The 14,034-nt window shown below is 63.7% G+C and carries 14 protein-coding genes; 4 read left to right on the top strand and 10 right to left on the bottom strand.

The annotated features are described in order from the left end of the window. Positions 1 to 20: 20 nt before the first annotated feature. A complete protein-coding gene (locus tag QIW53_RS17470) occupies positions 21 to 374 on the bottom strand; it encodes a hypothetical protein (RefSeq protein ID WP_371050850.1) in 354 nt (117 codons plus the stop codon). 156 nt (positions 375 to 530) lie between these two features. Here QIW53_RS17470 and QIW53_RS17465 point away from each other — a divergent pair, with 156 nt between their 5' ends. Continuing rightward, the gene (locus QIW53_RS17465; protein ID WP_371050849.1) at positions 531 to 761 is read left to right on the top strand and encodes a DUF3079 domain-containing protein; all 231 of its coding nucleotides are present in this window, start codon (positions 531 to 533) and stop codon (positions 759 to 761) included. A 177-nt stretch (positions 762 to 938) separates the two neighbouring features. Here QIW53_RS17465 and QIW53_RS17460 read toward each other — a convergent pair whose 3' ends face one another. Together QIW53_RS17460 and cynS are read right to left on the bottom strand one after the other, a co-directional pair. Beyond that, on the bottom strand, positions 939 to 1,751 hold the full coding sequence (locus QIW53_RS17460; RefSeq protein WP_192308207.1) for a formate/nitrite transporter family protein: 813 nt from the start codon (positions 1,749 to 1,751) through the stop codon (positions 939 to 941). A 54-nt stretch (positions 1,752 to 1,805) separates the two neighbouring features. Then, positions 1,806 to 2,246, bottom strand: a complete 441-nt coding sequence (gene cynS, locus QIW53_RS17455) for a cyanase (protein WP_371050848.1) — start codon at positions 2,244 to 2,246, stop codon at positions 1,806 to 1,808. 242 nt (positions 2,247 to 2,488) lie between these two features. On the opposite strand from cynS, the gene QIW53_RS17450 reads away from it, so the two are divergent. Then, positions 2,489 to 4,378: a sigma 54-interacting transcriptional regulator gene (locus tag QIW53_RS17450; RefSeq protein ID WP_371050847.1), complete on the top strand. Its 1,890-nt coding sequence runs from the start codon at positions 2,489 to 2,491 to the stop codon at positions 4,376 to 4,378. Positions 4,379 to 4,405: 27 nt separating this feature from the next. Here QIW53_RS17450 and QIW53_RS17445 read toward each other — a convergent pair whose 3' ends face one another. The 3 genes from QIW53_RS17445 to QIW53_RS17435 form a co-directional block, all read right to left on the bottom strand. After that, positions 4,406 to 5,332 (bottom strand): AEC family transporter, encoded by a 927-nt coding sequence (locus tag QIW53_RS17445; RefSeq protein ID WP_371050846.1) that lies wholly within the window; start codon positions 5,330 to 5,332, stop codon positions 4,406 to 4,408. A gap of 185 nt (positions 5,333 to 5,517) precedes the next feature. Then, positions 5,518 to 6,402, bottom strand: coding sequence for a LysR substrate-binding domain-containing protein (locus tag QIW53_RS17440; protein WP_371050844.1), 885 nt, complete (start codon positions 6,400 to 6,402; stop codon positions 5,518 to 5,520). Between the two features lie 84 nt (positions 6,403 to 6,486). After that, on the bottom strand, positions 6,487 to 7,236 hold the full coding sequence (locus QIW53_RS17435) for an SDR family oxidoreductase (RefSeq protein WP_371050843.1): 750 nt from the start codon (positions 7,234 to 7,236) through the stop codon (positions 6,487 to 6,489). A gap of 100 nt (positions 7,237 to 7,336) precedes the next feature. On the opposite strand from QIW53_RS17435, the gene QIW53_RS17430 reads away from it, so the two are divergent. After that, complete coding sequence (locus QIW53_RS17430; RefSeq protein WP_371050842.1) at positions 7,337 to 8,251, top strand: LysR family transcriptional regulator; 915 nt, start codon at positions 7,337 to 7,339, stop codon at positions 8,249 to 8,251. On the opposite strand, the gene QIW53_RS17425 is transcribed toward QIW53_RS17430, so the two are convergent. The 4 genes from QIW53_RS17425 to QIW53_RS17410 form a co-directional block, all read right to left on the bottom strand. After that, positions 8,252 to 8,386: a hypothetical protein gene (locus QIW53_RS17425; protein ID WP_371050841.1), complete on the bottom strand. Its 135-nt coding sequence runs from the start codon at positions 8,384 to 8,386 to the stop codon at positions 8,252 to 8,254. Between the two features lie 114 nt (positions 8,387 to 8,500). Beyond that, positions 8,501 to 10,738 carry a xanthine dehydrogenase family protein molybdopterin-binding subunit gene (locus QIW53_RS17420; RefSeq protein WP_371050840.1) on the bottom strand — a complete coding sequence of 746 codons (2,238 nt, stop codon included), beginning with the start codon at positions 10,736 to 10,738 and terminating at the stop codon, positions 8,501 to 8,503. Beyond that, complete coding sequence (locus QIW53_RS17415; RefSeq protein WP_371050839.1) at positions 10,735 to 11,208, bottom strand: (2Fe-2S)-binding protein; 474 nt, start codon at positions 11,206 to 11,208, stop codon at positions 10,735 to 10,737. The genes QIW53_RS17420 and QIW53_RS17415 overlap by 4 nt, the downstream gene beginning before the upstream one ends. Next, a complete protein-coding gene (locus QIW53_RS17410; RefSeq protein WP_371050838.1) occupies positions 11,205 to 12,485 on the bottom strand; it encodes a c-type cytochrome in 1,281 nt (426 codons plus the stop codon). Before QIW53_RS17410 ends, QIW53_RS17415 begins: the two co-directional genes overlap by 4 nt. A 282-nt stretch (positions 12,486 to 12,767) precedes the next feature. On the opposite strand from QIW53_RS17410, the gene QIW53_RS17405 reads away from it, so the two are divergent. Beyond that, positions 12,768 to 13,967 (top strand): MFS transporter, encoded by a 1,200-nt coding sequence (locus QIW53_RS17405; RefSeq protein WP_371050837.1) that lies wholly within the window; start codon positions 12,768 to 12,770, stop codon positions 13,965 to 13,967. The last annotated feature ends 67 nt before the right edge of the window (positions 13,968 to 14,034 follow it).

Here is a 14,034-nt window from a genome sequence, read left to right as displayed (position 1 = left end):
TGTTATCAAGTTTTGAGTATTTAAGCCGCCGGCTCATCACGTCGACGGAAGCGATCGGCGCGATCCACGCTGTGGGTCATATGGTCTGCCGCGTGAACGGTCAGGGGATGCTGGGTGAAACCGGGTCTTGGGGAAATGAAATCAGCCATCTCCCGCGCCACTTCACGCTGGCGTTCCGAGCCTTCGGCCAGCAGGGCAATCACCAGGTTTTCCAGGGCAATCACCCGCACGCGCAAATGCACCAGCTCGGCGTTACTCAGCGCCGGCGGTGCGTTGAACGCTTCGCTGGCGAGAGAGGCAGTGGTGTCCTTGTCGTCCCAGGTCGACAGCGTCGGGGGAGTAGAAGCATTTGGCGCAGGATTCTTGTTGAGCATCACGACTCTCCGGTCTGTATCAGGCGAGACAAGCTTAGCCCGTGGAGCGTGAAGCGTGTAGGGCGCATCGGGCGCTCATTCTTGATTTGCATCAAGGCCGACTCAAGTCCGGGGTTGTAGGCTGGGAATTCGCCCCTTGATGATCTGGAGATCGGCATGGCCAAGCACTTCCCCGTCAATCCCAGCCACCCCGAGCGCATCTGCTGGGGCTGTGACCGGTATTGCCCGGCGAAATCCCTGGCCTGCGGCAACGGCGCCGACCGAACGATGCACCCCGTGGAAATGTTCGGCGAGGACTGGGCCGAGCCCAATGACTGGGGGATCGATGCGGTGATTGCGACGGATCAGGCTGCGGGGGAGCGGGCCAAGGATGATTCGGCGGCGTGACCCGGGGTCTGCGATGAACGGATAACACCGCCAGACCTGTAGGAGCCAGCTTGCTGGCGATGGGCTCAACGATAACGCTGGGAACCAGATTCGCCGCGGTGTCTGAGCGCCCATCGTCGTAAACCCGTCCCGTGCCTGTTTACGCCTGCAGGCGCTCACCCTCAGCGCAGTGGCTTTTCAGCAAATCACCCGCTTCGCTGCCGTCCTGATATGCGTGCTGTACAGCGTCAGGCCGGTGAAGGCCAGGCCGCCCACCAGGTTGCCCAGTACGGTCGGAATCTCGTTCCAGATCATGTAGTCCATGATTGAAAAGTTGCCGCCCATGATCATCGCGGACGGGAACAGGAACATGTTCACCACCGAATGCTCGAAGCCCATGAAGAAGAACAGCATGATCGGCATCCACATGGCGATCACCTTGCCGCTGACCGAGGTGGAAATCATCGCGCCCACCACACCCATCGACACCATCCAGTTGCACAGCATGCCGCGCAGAAAAATCGAGATCCAGCCGGCCACCCCGTAATGCGCGTAGCCCAAGGTGCGTGCTTCGCCGATGCTGGCGATCTTTTCGCCGACGGCGCCTGGCGCGGTGTTGAAGCCGTAGGTGAAGATGAACGCCATCATGAAGGCGACGGTCAGCGCACCGGCGAAGTTGCCGAGGAACACCAGTCCCCAGTTTTGCAGGACCCGGTTGACCGTGACGCCGGGGCGCTTGTCCAGCAGCGCCAGCGGCGTCAGCACGAACACGCCGGTGAGCAGGTCGAAGCCCATCAGGTAGAGCATGGAAAAGCCCACCGGAAACAGCACGGCACCGAGCAGCGCCGAGCCGGTCTGGACCGCGATGGTGACGGCGAACACGGCCGCCAGCGCGAGGATCGCCCCGGCCATGTAGGCGCGGATCAGCGTGTCCCGGGTGGACATGTGAATCTTCGATTCGCCGGCATCGAGCATCTTGGTGACGAATTCAAACGGAAGCAGATAGGACATTTGGGTGACCCCTTGGCATGCGTGGGTGGCGGCGAGTGCGATGAGATGAAGCCGTTACCAGGATCGGTAAGGCAGGAACTTGCCGTTCAGGGTGACCAGCACGCGGTCGCCCTTGGGGTCTTCGATCTTGTCGACATGCATGGAGAAGTCGATCGCGCTCATGATGCCGTCGCCGAACTTTTCCTGAATCACGTCCTTGAGCGTCGGGCCGTACACGCCCACCAGCTCGTACAGGCGATAGATCAGCGGGTCCTGAGGAATGGCCTGGTCCCAGCCCTTGGTCGGGAATACCGTCATCGCCGCTGCCACCTCGTCACCCAGCTCCAGCGCCTGGCAGATACGTGCGGCGACGTCCGCTGGGGCGCTGTTCATCCCGTAGCAGACCGAGGCCACCCAGACCGGCGCTTTTTGCGCGGCATCGGCGAGGCTTTCCCAGCTCAGGTTCAGGCGGGCCTTGGCGGCCATGATGGTGTGGTGCATTTCGATTTTGTTCATGGGGCAGTTCACTCTCTTGGGTGGACGAAAGATGGCGGGTATTCGCCGTTTGCGAATCTACCCAAAGCGAGAGTTGTGCCAACTTTAAAATTATCTTTAACGTGTTGAAATATATAAGTTTTATCTCGGCTCACGAAAATGGGTTAAGTAACGATATTTCGTAAATTACGAAATGTGGTGAAATAAAAAACGAAATCTCGTATTTTCTTTGTGCGACCCTATGACCTCCAGGAGTGAACGCAATGACCCGTGCCGGTTTCGACGATGAAGCAATCGATCACGCGTCACAGGCGATGCTGGTGGTCGATCCCCAGAGTGATTCCCTGCTGCAGGCGAACTTCGCTGCATTGGCATTGCTGGGCTGTACCCGCGACGATGAAATCCCTTTGCGCTTCAGTCATTTTCTCGGCGAAGGCCTGTCGCTGTGGGTCAGCTTCAGCGATGAGACGCTGACCCAGGGCCAAGCCTGGTCGGATGACCTGATGCTGGTCGACATGAGCCGTCGGCAACACGCGGTGGAGGTGAGCGCCAACGCGTTGGCCGATGGACGGCGCATCCTGTTCACCGTCCAGCGCCGTGACCTGCTGGAAACGCGGCGTAACCGTTCGGAAGCGCGGCGACAGCACCGTCTCGGCCATGTGGGGTGGGAGCGCATTTCCCAGGTCTTCGAGCGCATCGAGCAGCAGAACCGGCTGATCCTTGGCGCGGTCGGCGAGGGCATTTACGGACTGGATGCCAAGGGCCAGACCACGTTCATCAACCCGGCGGCGGAGCGCATCCTCGGCTGGAGCGCCGCCGATATGGTGGGCCACGACGCGCACCAACTGTTCCATCACAGTCACCGCGACGGCTCCTGCTTTGCGGTTCAGGAGTGTCCCATCCATGCGTCCTTCAGCGACGGGCAGGTGCATCGGGTCGATAACGAAGTGTTCTGGCACAAGAGCGGCGAAGCCATCGCCGTCGAATACACCAGCACGCCGATCTTCGAGATGGGCCGGCTGGTGGGTGCGGTGGTGCTGTTTCGCGATATTCGCGAGCGCCAGCGCGCCGAGCAGCGCCTGCGTGAGGCACTGAATGAAGTCGAACAGCTCAAGCAGCGCCTGGAGGTGGAGAACCAGTACCTTCAGGAAGAGATCAAGGCCGAGCGCAACCACCATGAGATCGTCGGCGAGAGCCCGGCGGTGTTGCACCTGATTCGCCAGATCGAGCTCGTGGCGCCGACCGATGCCAACGTGCTGATCAATGGCGAGTCGGGCACCGGCAAGGAACTGATTGCCCGGGCCATCCACGCCAGCAGCCGGCGCAGCGACCGTCCGCTGATTCGGGTCAACTGCGCGGCCATTCCGAGGGATCTGTTCGAGAGCGAGTTTTTTGGCCACGTCAAAGGGGCCTTCACCGGCGCCGTGAATGCCCGCATGGGCCGCTTCGAACTGGCTGATGGCGGCACGCTGTTTCTCGATGAGGTGGGCGAGATTCCGCTGGAGTTGCAAAGCAAATTGCTACGGGTGCTCCAGGATCAGCAGTTCGAGCGGGTCGGTGACAACGTTACCCAGGCGGTGGACGTGCGGGTCATTGCCGCGACCAACCGTGATTTGCGAGCGATGATTGCCGAAGGACGGTTTCGCGAAGATTTGTATTTCCGCCTCAATGTGTTCCCGGTGCGCTCGGTGCCGCTGCGCGAACGAATCGACGACATTCCGCTTCTCGCCGGCCATTTCCTGCGCCGGGCGTCCCTGGCGTTCAACAAGACGGGGGTGCGCCTGCCGCTGGCGCAAGTGGAGCTGCTAAAACGCTACCCGTGGCCGGGCAATATTCGCGAACTGGAAAACGTGATCGAGCGGCAGATGATCGTTTCCCAAGACGGACGTCTGCGTTTCGACGATCTGCTGGTGGCCGGAGCACGGATTCAGAGTTCGATCGCCGTTGAGCCGCCTGAGGCGGGCGAGCCCGTCGCCGACGAATTGCTGCAGCTCAAACTGCGGTCAAATGCAGTGGCGATGCTCCAACGCACGGCGGGCAAGGTGTCCGGCGAGGGTGGGGCTGCGCAGCTGCTGGGCCTCAAGCCGACCACGCTGGCGTCGCGGCTGCGCAAGTGGGGGATCGATCCTCGGGAGTACAAGCGCACGCGATGAACGATCGCGATCCTGCCCTTTGTGGTTTCAGATCCACGGTGACAAGACCACCACCGCAGCCGGCAGGGCCACACCGGCCAGCAAGGTCTGACTGGCGATGATGCCGGCCATGAGCGGTGCGTCTCCACCCAGTTGTCGCGCCATGATGTAGGACGATGACGCGGTGGGCAGGGCCTGGAACACCAGCGCGGCGATCGCTGCCTTTCCGTCCAGGCCCGCCATTCGACAGGCCAGTACGGTGACGACAGGCATCAGCAGGAACTTGAACGCGGAGGAGTACGCCAGCGGACGCACCCAACTGCGTACGGCACCCAGTTCCAGGGCGGCGCCGACGCAGAGCAAACCCAGCGGTAGCGACGCCATGCCCAGCGCCTTGACCGCCGGCTCGATGCCCACGGGGAGCCCGAGGTTCAACGCCTGGAGCAGGATGCCGCCAAAACAGGCCAGCACCAGCGGGTTGAGTGCCACCTGCTTCGCCACCTTTGCCGCCGACATCCGCCCGCCAGCGCCATACCGCGCAAACACCAGCACACACAGGATGTTCACGGTCGGGACGATGGCTGCATTGGCCACTGCGGCCAACGCGATGCCCTGGGCGCCGAACAGGCCGGCCGCCGCAGAGACGCCCACGTAATTGTTGAAGCGCACGCCGCCCTGGAAAACCGAGGTGAACGCCGGGTCGTTACCCTTGAGGAACGGGCGAGCACCAACGAGCAGGACGGCCACCGTCAGCGTGGAAAACACCAGGGCGACGATCATGCCCTGGACGGGCACGTCATCCAGTTTGGCGGTCGACAACCCGTGCAGGAACAACGCGGGCAGGAGCACGTAGTAACCCAGGCGTTCGGCCTGCGACCAGAACGTCTCGGCCAGGAACTGACGGTGCTTGAGCCACGCCCCCAGGCCGATGAGCACGGCGATGGGCACAAGCGCCAGCAAAAGCTCGGCAATCATGAGTGCACCTGGCGGGTTCGCGGGGCTCGACGTGTCAGTGGCGAACGGTCAACAGCTTCGCAGAAATGGGGTGTCTTGGAGCGGGTGTGCATGGGACCTGCCGTTGGCGTGTGGACAGGCACTACGGTAAAAGCAGTGACTCAGAAATAAAATCGATTAATAATCCAGCGATCAACAAGTATTTCTCATGGTTGATCGGCGGCTGTCTGTTTCTGGATCACTCTCGCCAGGGCCGCCGCCAGGCGTGCGCGGGGACGGTCCTCGCGCTCGAGCAGCACCACGCGGCGCGTGCGTTGCGGCGAACCGAACGGACGAATCTCGAGGTGGCTGAGCTGCGCCAGGTTGCGGTTGGAGAGGGGCACCACCGCGACCCCCAGTTGCTGCGTGACCATCTGGGTAATCGCTTCCTGGCTGTCCAGCTCCATGGTGGTCTGCACCCGCAGGCGCATCCGCCGCAGGTCGCGTTCGATGGTGCGCCCGGCCCAGGCCCTGCGGTCAAAGCGTATGAACGGGTGCTGCTCCAGCAGGGGCCGGTCTTCCAGGCTGGCCAGCGAAACCGGTGCGATGATCCAGAATCCTTCCTCGTACAGCGTCGTACTGACAAGACCATAGGGATGAGGCTTGACCGGTTCAGTGGTGATCGCCACGTCGAGTTCGCCGGCCTCCACCCGTGTCGCCAGGTCGGCGGACATTCCCGACGCCACGGTGATGCGCAGGTGGGGCTGCTCGACACCCAATGCGGCCAGCGCCCGGGGCAGGGTGCTGGTGAGCGCTGTAGGGATCACGCCGATCTTCAATCGCCCACGCAGCTCGCTGTCGCCGCCAATTTCCGCCGCGATGCTGTCGTAGAGCGCGACGATCTCCCGTGCACGCTCCACGGCCACGTGGCCGGCGTCGGTCAGGACCGGCAGCCGGCGCGAACGGTCGAACAACGACGTGTTGAATTCTTCTTCCAGCGCCTTGATGTGCAGACTGACAGCCGATTGCGTCAGGTGCACACTCTGCGCGGCCTGGACGAACGAGCCGTGTTGAGCGATGGCAAGCAGGGTGCGAAGCGCGCGTAGGGACATGGGCCAGGACTTGTCGTTGAAGGTGTGCCGCCGATTCTGGCAGACCGCAGCGGGATCGACGACAGGCAAAGTGGCCTTGTCCCCTCAGGTCAGGGACATCCCGCCATCGACCAGCAGTTCGATGCCGTTGACGAACGCGCTGTCGTCCGAGGCCAGGTACAGCGCGGCACGCGCCAGTTCGTCGGCCTCGCCCAGTCTGCCGGCGGGGATCATCTCACCCAGCATCTTGAGAAAGTCCGGACGCTGTTCATCGGACACACCCAGTTTGCCGATGATCGCGGTGTCGACCGGCCCCGGGCTCAGCACATTGACGCGGATGCGGCGTGCCCGCAGTTCCAGTGCCCAACTGCGAGCGAACGCCGCAATGGCCGCCTTGCTGCCGGCATAGACCGCGTGATGCTCCAGGACCTTGGTGGCGGCCAGGGAGCTGGTCAGGATCACGCTGGCACCGTCACGCAGCAGCGGGGTGATCGACTGCACGCCAAAGAACACGCCCCGGGTGTTGATGTTGAACTGGGTGTCGTAATCGTCCGGCGACACCTGCGCCGTGGGCTGCAGGGAGATGACCCCGGCGTTGGCCATGTAGATATCCAGTGCGCCGAAGCGTGCTTTGACCTGCGCGGCAACGCTCTCGTGATGTTCCAGGCTGGCCACATCGCCCTCGATGGCAATGGCGCCATGACCGATGGCCTCGATGGCCTGATCCAGGATTGCCTTACGCCGGCCCGTAACAATCACCTGTGCGCCTTCCCGGGCGAACAGGCAGGCGCTGGCCAGGCCGATCCCGCTGTTGCCACCTGTGATGACGGCTGTTTTACCTTCCAGACGCTTCATTCGCTGACTCCGATCATTGATGATTCGGCGTATTATCCGGCGCGTCGTCTGCGTCACCAGTCCAGAATCTGGCACATCAGTTGTGCTTGGGAGTCACAAGATGTCCAGCCTGTTAAGTCAGTCGAGCCGCCTCATTGCCTTTGTCCGGGTGGTGGAGGCCGGTTCCTTCAGTGCCGCGGCGCGCCAGCTCGGCACGACGCCTTCGGCCATTTCCAAAGGCATTGCACGCCTGGAAAAACAGCTCAATGTCACGCTGTTTCGGCGCTCGACCCGGACCCTCAGCCTGACGCCCGACGGCCACCTGTTTTTCGAACGTGTGGCGCCGTTGTTGCGTGCGCTTGAAGACTCCGGGGATGCGATCAGGCCCACCGGAAGTGTGCGCGGGCATCTGCGGGTGAGCCTGCCCAGCGAGCTGGGTCGCCTGCTGCTGCCGGCAATTGGCGCGTCGTTTCTGGTGGAGCATCCGGACCTGGAGGTCGATCTCAACCTGCAGGATCACCACGTCGACCTGATCACCGAAGGCTATGACGTGATTTTCCGGGTGGGAGCGCTGGGCGACAGCAACCTGCGAGCCCGTACGCTGGCTCGGATGGACATGGTGCTGGTAGCGTCTCCCGGACTTCTCCAGGCGCAAGGACATCCGCAGACCGTCGCAGATCTGCGCCACCTGCCATTCGTACGCTATCAGTTGGGTGGTCGCACGCTGCCGATCGTTTTCGCCAGCGGTGAAACGTTGTTGCCGAAAGGCCGAATCGGCCTCGATTCGGGTTTTGGCCTGCGCACCGCAGCCCTCGACGGCATGGGCGTTGCCTACCTGATGCGCTGCATCGTCCAGCAGGATCTGCAGGAGGGGCGCCTGGTGCAGCTCTTGCCTGACCAGACGTTACCAGCACTGGAGCTGCATGCCGTGCACGGGTTTGGTGTGAACACACCCATCAGGGTCAAGCTGTTCACGGATTTCGTGCAGCAGGAGGTGGTGCGCCTGAGCAGCAGTGGCGCACATCTCGGGGCCTGATTACGCCACGGTACAAAACCAGCGATGATCATGCCGGTACGGCGCGCGGATGAAGGCGACATCCGCGACCAGGCGCATGCCGTGCTGTCTAAGCACTTCGGTCAGTTGCACCAGCGTGTCGGCTTCGAACTTCATGGCGGTTGTCTCGTCGGATTGGCTGCGCCCATGTTTGTTGATTGGGCGGGGCCGTCGCCAATTCAATTTGCCTAAGGGCGCAATTGAAACAGGGCATGCCGCGAACGTTCTGCCTCACGCTGGCTGCTCCGAGCGGGTCAGCGGCAGGTTCAGCCAACGCCTCCCGGTAGCCTTCGCCACAGCATTGCCGATGGCGGCGGCCATCGGGCCCTGGACGATTTCGGCGGCCCCGAGAAACGGCTGCCCGGGTTGGTCGAGCAGGTGAATCTCGACCTTTTTCGGCAGCTGCGAAAAGCGCAGGATCGGGTAGCCGCTCCAGTCGTAGCTGCGAATGCCGCCGGCGTCATAGGCGACTTTTTCGTAGAGGGTCCAACTGCTGGACTGCACGATCCCGCCTTCCACCTGGTTGCGCAGACCGTCAGGGTTGACGATTTTTCCGACGTCGACCGCCGTGACGACATGATCGATCCGTACCTCGCCGGTCTGCGGATGGACTCGCAGGCGCACGGCAATCGCGCAATAACCCATGATGTTCTTGTAGCGGGCGAAGGCCAGGCCGGTCCCCGCGCCGGGCTCGGGACTGTCATGCGGCCAACCGATGGCGTCGCGCACACGCTCGATCACCGCCCGTGCCCGTGGATCTGGCAGATGAGCCAGGCGCAAGGCGACCGGATCGACTCCGGCCTTGGCGGCCAGCTCATCCAGGCAGGATTCGATGGCAAAAATGTTGATGTGTGCGCCCAGCGAGCGCATGGCGGAGGTGCGAAACGGCATCTGGGTCACGAAATTCATGTCGATGCGCGTGGAGGCCAGCGTGTACAACGGCACGGCATTGCGATCGCCGTCGCCTTCAGGCTGGGCGATCGGCACCGAGGGCGCGGAGGTAAAGGGACGCGCCAGCAATCGCGCCGGCAGCAGCCGGCCGGCATTGACGATGCGCTCGTTGTGCGGCGTCGTCCACAGCTCGTAGTTCCAGTCCTGCAATCGACCCTGCGCATCCAGATTGGCCTGCACTTCGCTGACCATCGCCGAGCTGTAGGGCTCCCAGAGGTTTTCCTGTTCGCGCATCCACTGCACCCGCACCGGCGTGCCTGGCATGCGCATGGCAATCAGCGCTGCGTCCGCCGCTGCATCATCGGCGCCGTTGTGGCCGTAGCAGCCGGAACCTTCGGCGTGGATACAGCGAACGCGCTCGGGCGGCAGCCGGACCATTTCGGCGATGCCGGCGCGCAGCGGGTAGACGCCCTGGCTGTGGGTCCAGACCGTCAGGCTGCCGTCCTTGAACCAGGCCACCGCGCAGGACGGCCCGATGGAACCGTGCATCAGGTACTGCTTGGTCACCCGGGCCCGATAGCCCAGTTCGGTTGCCGCCTGAGGTGTGCCTTCATGGCTGATCGGGTAGCGGCGTGAAGGCAGGCGTTCGAGCAAGGCATGAATGTCCCGGGACTCAGGGATTGCCTGGCCGCCGCTCCATTGCGCCGACGCGTATCCCTCGCGCATGGCCTTGATGGCTTGCCACTCGTCACGGGCGACGACGGCCAGATAATTGCCGTCACGCATGACGTGCACCACGCCGGACAACGCCTCGATCGCCTGCGTGTCGAATGCCAGCAGTGTGCAGCCGGGACGAGGCGGGCGGATGACCCGGGCATGCAGCATGCCCGGCAGGCGGATGTCCTGAACGAACGCAGGCCCGCCGCTGACCTTGGCCGGGATATCCAGCCGTTGCAGCGAGTGGCCGATGAGCTTGAACGCGGTCGGCGGCATACTCGGCGACTCGGCCTTGGCGTAAAGGTGCAGGTCGACGTTTTTGACCGCGTCGGCGTAGGCCATCCGTTGCCCGCCGGGGCCGTGTATGACGCCTTCGGCAGTGCTCAACAAGGCCAGTGCGGCGCCCCAGGTGCGTCCGGCGGAATCCATCAGCAACTCACGCACCTGGGCCGCCGCGTTGAACAACGCCGTGCCGCTGTCGAAGATGCTGTGGCTGCCGGCGGTGTAGCCTTCGTTGGGCGTCAGGGCGGTGTCGGCCGTCAGCAAGGTGATGGCAGTCGGGGACACTTCCAGGCGTTCGGCGGCGATTTGCAGCAATGCGGTTTTGACACCGGTCCCCAACTCGACCTTGCCGGTATAGACGGTGATGCCTTCAGGGGCAATGCGAATCCAGGCATCGAGGTAGGGATTGGTGCGCAGGCTGCCGGGCAGGTCCGGCGCCAGCACCAGGGTGCCAAGGGTATCGACTTCGCTATCGGCCCAGGCGCGACGGGCCGCCGGCACCAGAGTAAAGGCCATCAGCAAGGCGCTGCCGCGCAGGAATGCCCGGCGGCTGGGGTTGAGGGCTGGCGCCTGGCTCATGCTGCGCTCCCGGTTGGCCCGGCCACCAGGCGGATCGCCTCGATGATCCGCAGGTGGGTGCCGCAACGACACAGGTTGACCGCCATGTGCTGGCGAATGGTCTCTTCGTCCGGGTGCGGGTTTTGTTCCAGCAGTGACTGGGCCCGCATCAGCATGCCGGCGATGCAGTAACCGCACTGGGCGGCCTGCTTGTCGATAAAGGCTTGCTGCAACGGGCCGGGTTGCTCGGCGCTGCCGAGACTTTCAACGGTGCGCACCTGCTTGCCCTCCAGGCCCGCGCAGGGCGTCAGGCAGGAAAAAACCGCCTCGCCATCGACGATGACGGTGCAGGCGCCGCACTGGCCCAGGCCGCAACCGTACTTGGCACCGTTGAGGCCCAGGTGATTGCGCAGGGCATAGAGCAGCGGCATGTCCGGTTCCAGCTCCAGGGCCTTGGCCGAACCGTTGACGTTGAGCGTGAGTTGAGTCATTTCGCCTCCTGACGCAGTGCGTCAATCGTGGAAGAAAGATCGGTCCATGGCTGGCCGGGGGTGGCTTGCTGGCGCAGGTACGACGCCAGGGCCGTGAGCTGTTGGTTGTCCAGGCTGGCTGCAAATGGCGGCATGACCGGGCCGGGCTCGCCCGGGATGGCGGGTATGCCTTCGAGCACGGTTTTCAGGAAGTTGCGCGCGCTCGGGCTTTGCAATGCCGAGGTGTGCGTCAGGGCGGGGCGCCCGTCGATCATCCGCATGGGCGCTGACGGGGCATGGCAGCCGGCGCATGCACTGGCGAACAGCAGGGCGCCGGGGTTGTGGTCGATGGGTGCAACGGTGGTGGCGCCGGAATGAACTTCCTTCACCGTCGACGCGGTTTGCAGGCTCAGCAGGTACTCGGCAATCGCCTGCGCATCACTGATAGGCAGTTTCGCCAGACCGAGGCTGACAGGGCGCATCGGCCCGGCCGCGGTGCCGTGACCCTCGACCACTTCTGCCCGCAAGTAGCGAACCAGTTGATCCTGGCGCCATGGGTTTGCCCGACGGGCCATGCCGAGCAACGATGGCGCTTCCCAGCCATCGACGCTGCCGCCGGCGAGATTTTCACCGGACTTCTCGGCACCGATCAGGTTCAACGGCGAATGGCAGCCGGCACAGTGCCCTGGGCCTTCGACCAGGTAACGTCCGCGATTCCAGGCCTCTGAATGTTCCGCCACGGGCGCCAGCACCTCGCCATGCAGGAACAGCAGATTCCAGAACGACACCAGCGGGCGAATGTTCATCGGGAAGTTCATGTGGTTCTGTTGCGCGGGTGAGTCCACGGCCGGGCCGCTCATCAGGTACGCATAGGCATCGGCGATGTCGGCAGCGGTCATCCGCCGGTAGTGCACGTAGGGGAAGGCCGGGTAGAGGAAATGGCCATCGCGGGCGATCCCTTCACGCATCGCCCGTTCGAACGCCGGCAGTGACCAGGACCCGATACCGGTCTGCGGGTCCGGGGTGATGTTGGTGCTGTAGAGCGTGCCGAACGGCGTGACCAGCGCCAGCCCGCCCGCCAGGTACTGGCCACCGGGTCGGGTATGGCACACCGCGCAATCGCCGGCCTCGACCACCCGCGCTCCGCGTTGCACTTGTGCGGCCTCGAAACTCGGCGGGTGATCGATGGGGGCGATTGCCGGGCGCCACATCAGCATTGCCGCGCCGGTTGCGCCGATCAACGCCAGGGCCGCGACGCCGATCCACAGGCGTCTTGACTTCAACAGGTGGCTGTTCATGGGCATTTCAAGCGCGGGAGTGCAGCAGCGGGTGACGTCATGATCAGCTCCTTGAACGGTCGGGTCAGGGCGTCAAGGGAAAGCCCGGCGCCAGTTGCCCCACGGTAGAGCAGGCGTCGGCGCCAGAGTATTGCCAGGTCGCGCAATACCGCGTTGCGCCAACAGCAACGGCCCGAACCGTTGCGGATGGCGCATCACTGCCTTGCTCCCGGCACCCATTCTCGATGCCGCGCGGGACCCGTAGCCTTGCCCTCACTTTCTCCATGCAATTGAGGTGTCATCATGCTCACGGGCAACCCTGCAGCAGCGGCCAAGGCCGAACAGCCTGCTTCGCTCTCCGGCCTGATGGTCGCGTTCCTGGCATTTTGCTGTGGCGCGGTCGTGGCCAACCTGTATTACGCACAGCCGATCGTTGAACTGATCGCGCCGCAGATCGGCCTGTCCAGCGCCAATGCCAGCCTGATCGTGTCACTGACCCAGTTTGGCTACGCGGTGGGCCTGTTGCTGCTGGTGCCGCTGGCCGACCTGATGGAAAACCGCCGCCTGGTGGTGGGCTTTACCCTCGCCGCGAGCGTGACACTGCTGTGCGCCGGGCTGACCCATTCTCCGTCTATGTTCCTGGTGTTTTCCCTGTTGATCGGCCTGACCTCGGTGGCGGTGCAGATCCTGGTGCCGCTGGCGGCGCACCTGGCGCCCGAGGCCAGTCGTGGTCGCGTGGTCGGCAACATCATGAGCGGCCTGTTGCTGGGCATTCTGTTGTCGCGGCCGCTGTCCAGCCTGCTGGTGGACGTGTTTGGCTGGCGCGGGGTGTTTTTCAGCGCGGCGGCGTTGATGACCGTCATTGCGCTGATCACTGCGGTCGCTTTGCCGCGCCGTGTGCCGACGCACCAGGCGACCTACGCGGCGCTGATCGGCTCGGTGTTTGCGCTGGTGCGTCGCCATGCGCTGCTGCGTCAACGTTCGTTGTATCAGGGGCTGTTGTTCGCAAGTTTCAGCCTGTTCTGGACCCTTGCGCCCATCGAGTTGATGCGTCACCACGGCTTCAGCCAGTCGCAGGTCGCGCTGTTCGCCCTGGTGGGCGCGGTGGGGGCGGTCGCTGCGCCGATTGCCGGGCGCCTGGCGGATGCCGGTCACGGTCGTCGCGGGACCTTGGTCGCTTTGCTGCTGGCACCGGCCTCCTTGTTGATTGGAGCCTTGCCGGGCAGCAGTTACCTGTGGCTGGTGGTGTGTGCGGTGTTGCTGGATTTCGCCGTGCAGCTGAACATGGTACTCGGCCAGCGCGAGGTGTACGCCATCGACCCGCACAGCCGGGCTCGACTGAACGCGGTGTACATGACCAGCATCTTCGTCGGTGGCGCCCTGGGCTCGCTGGTGGCCAGCCCGCTGTACGAACACTTCGGTTGGCACCTGTCGGCCATGGCCGTGGCGGTGCTTCCGGCGCTGGCGCTGGTGATGTTCCTCGGGCGCAAGGCCGATGCCTGATCATCTGGCGGTCAAGCACGGTCATACAAGACGTCCGGCGAACGGTGAGGCACAATCGGCACCGTTC

This window comes from Pseudomonas fluorescens, from assembly GCF_041354075.1.
Lineage (GTDB): Bacteria > Pseudomonadota > Gammaproteobacteria > Pseudomonadales > Pseudomonadaceae > Aquipseudomonas > Aquipseudomonas fluorescens_CE.
Note: the sequence above shows the minus strand (reverse complement) of the source record. Positions and strands in the feature narration are given on the sequence as shown.